3 protein-coding genes and 1 pseudogene are annotated in these 2,390 nt (G+C 54.1%); all 4 read left to right on the top strand.

What is annotated here, in order from left to right; genetic code table 11:
- A pseudogene (locus tag Q1A75_RS23740) lies at window positions 1–111 on the top strand (nicotinate-nucleotide diphosphorylase (carboxylating)); the annotation flags it as partial.
- A gap of 90 nt (window positions 112–201) precedes the next feature.
- The gene (locus Q1A75_RS23735; protein ID WP_299506276.1) at window positions 202–894 is read left to right on the top strand and encodes a phosphatidylserine decarboxylase; all 693 of its coding nucleotides are present in this window, start codon (window positions 202–204) and stop codon (window positions 892–894) included.
- 3 nt (window positions 895–897) lie between these two features.
- Complete coding sequence (gene pssA, locus Q1A75_RS23730) at window positions 898–1,653, top strand: CDP-diacylglycerol--serine O-phosphatidyltransferase (protein WP_299552580.1); 756 nt, start codon at window positions 898–900, stop codon at window positions 1,651–1,653.
- 4 nt (window positions 1,654–1,657) lie between these two features.
- Window positions 1,658–2,278, top strand: coding sequence for a methyltransferase domain-containing protein (locus tag Q1A75_RS23725; RefSeq protein WP_299552583.1), 621 nt, complete (start codon window positions 1,658–1,660; stop codon window positions 2,276–2,278).
- Window positions 2,279–2,390: the final 112 nt, after the last annotated feature.

The following is a 2,390-nucleotide window of genomic DNA, read 5'->3' as shown; positions in this document are numbered from 1 at the left end:
AATGTGAAACTGGACCGGGTCGCCTCGATTGCGGCGACGGGTGTGGACTACATATCGTCCGGCGCGCTGACACATTCCGCACGGACGGTCGACCTCGGGCTGGATTTTTGACACACCTTGCGGCTGATCCTTGCCTGCCGCACAGGGTTATCTGCACGGTATACGACTTCCGAAACTGATTGAGAACTGACTGGTATGCCTATGAAGATGCGTGACACATTTCTGAAGCCAATGCATCCGGAGGGACGCAAGTTTGTCGCGGTTTTTGCGGCCCTTACTGTTTTTCTATATCTTATCTGGTCTTTTTTGGGTTGGATTGGGCTGGGACTGACAATCTGGTGCTACTACTTCTTTCGCGATCCCGTACGTATCACGCCCGCAGGGGATGACCTGATCGTCAGCCCCGCTGATGGCATCGTGTCACTGATTGAAAAATCTGTCCCGCCCACTGAACTTGGCATGTCTGATATGGCTCTGACACGTGTTAGCGTCTTCATGAGTGTCTTTAACTGCCACGTGAACCGGGCCCCTGTTGCCGGACTGATTGCCGCGATTGCCTACCGACCAGGGAAGTTCTTCAATGCATCTCTGGACAAGGCCAGCGCTGATAACGAGAGGAACAGCCTGTGTATTGAGATGCCTGATGGCCGCCAGATCGCGGTGGTGCAAATTGCCGGGCTTGTCGCGCGACGGATCGTTTGCTTCGCTGCGAAAGGCGACACCTTGCGCACCGGAGAACGGTTCGGACTGATCCGCTTTGGCTCTCGTCTCGATGTCTATTTGCCGGAGGGAGTCGAACCAATGGTCAGCCTTGGGCAAACGATGATCGCAGGCGAGACTGTACTTGCTGATCTCGCATCTTCGGAACCCGCGCGTACGGGCGTGGCGGATTGATCAATGGTGGAACCGTCAGATCGGGACAAGAAGTCACAGATCCGACCAATCGATCTGTTGCCAAATCTGATCACCATAGCCGCAATCTTTGCGGGGCTGACCGCGATACGATTTGGGTACGAGGCCAGGTATGAAATGGCGGTCCGCCTTGTTCTTGCAGCCTGCGTTCTGGATGGTCTCGACGGTCGGGTCGCTCGACTGCTCAATCGTTCAACTGCGGTTGGAGCAGAACTGGATTCACTGGCGGATTTCCTTAACTTTGGCGTCGCACCGGTCCTCATTTTGTACAGTTGGGCATTTCAAGACTTTCGTAGTGCCGGCTGGATCGCCGTGTTGTTTTACGCGATTTGCTGTGTCTTGCGCCTTGCGCGTTTCAATGTCAGTGATCGGGTGAAAACCTGCGCTAGACCCTCTGCGTTCTTTGTAGGAGTTCCCTCACCTGCCGGGGCCGTCCTGGTCATGTTACCGATGGTCGTCTCGTTTGCGGTTTCAGATATGCCGCTGACCCCGCCCGTCGTTGTCGCGTTTCACATATGCCTGGTAGGTCTGCTGATGATTAGTCGAATCCCGACATATTCCTTCAAGAACATATCGATGAATCGGGCGAACGCGAAATTCTTCCTATTAGGCGTAGCGGTTTTGGCGGCAGCCTTGCTGACCTATCTTTGGGCCACGCTGACACTACTTACCCTTGCCTACGTGGTCTGCCTTGTGTGGGCATACCGAACGACACGAAGATCAAAACCAACTGAAGGATAGTCTCTTGGAGCTCCATGCCGTTAAAGCCTCATACGCCCGTTGGGCACCGGTCTATGACAGAACATTTGGGGCCATCACAAATGTTGGGCGACGAAGGGCGGTTGACTACATCAACGATCTGACCGCCGAAAGGATCCTAGAGGTTGGTGTCGGGACAGGTCTGGCACTGCCAAACTACCGTTCGGATCTGAAGGTGACAGGTATCGATTTCAGCGAGGAAATGCTGGCCAAGGCACGGGCCAAAGTCGAAACCCTTGGCTTGGATCATGTGCAAGACCTGAGACAGATGGATGCCCGCACTCTCGATTTTCCCGATGCATCATTTGATGTTGTCGCTGCAATGCATATCATTTCAGTTGTTCCAGAACCTGAACGTGTCATGGCCGAGATGGCGCGCGTTTCCAGACCGGGGGGCGTGATCGTGATTACCAATCACTTTGCGAGAGAAACCGGTTTGCTCGCTCGCATTGAGCGGATAGCCGCGCCATTTGCCAATTTATTGGGTTGGCACTCAAACTTCGAGGTCAGCACGGTTCTTGGGCAGCCCGATCTTTCGGTCATTGAACAGAATTCTCTGCCTCCGGCGGGCATGATGACTTTTCTGGTGCTGCAGAAAGGTAAATAGCTGGTTTTCACCTTAACCATCTGAACCGAACCAAAACTAGTGTTCCGAGTCTGACACCTCTTACCTGTTCCCCCGGATTTCATCGAGGGAGTTCAGAGCGCGGCGTTCACGG

Origin of the sequence: uncultured Tateyamaria sp. (genome assembly GCF_947504105.1) — a bacterium.
Classification (GTDB): Bacteria; Pseudomonadota; Alphaproteobacteria; order Rhodobacterales; family Rhodobacteraceae; genus Tateyamaria.
This window is presented reverse-complemented; position numbering and strand designations above follow the sequence as displayed.

Bases quoted from the DNA above. Each gene is read 5' to 3' on its own strand.
- Q1A75_RS23735 (WP_299506276.1), top strand. From the start codon at position 202: ATGAAGATGCGTGACACATTTCTGAAGCCAATGCATCCGGAGGGACGC.
- pssA (WP_299552580.1), top strand. From the start codon at position 898: ATGGTGGAACCGTCAGATCGGGACAAGAAGTCACAGATCCGACCAATC.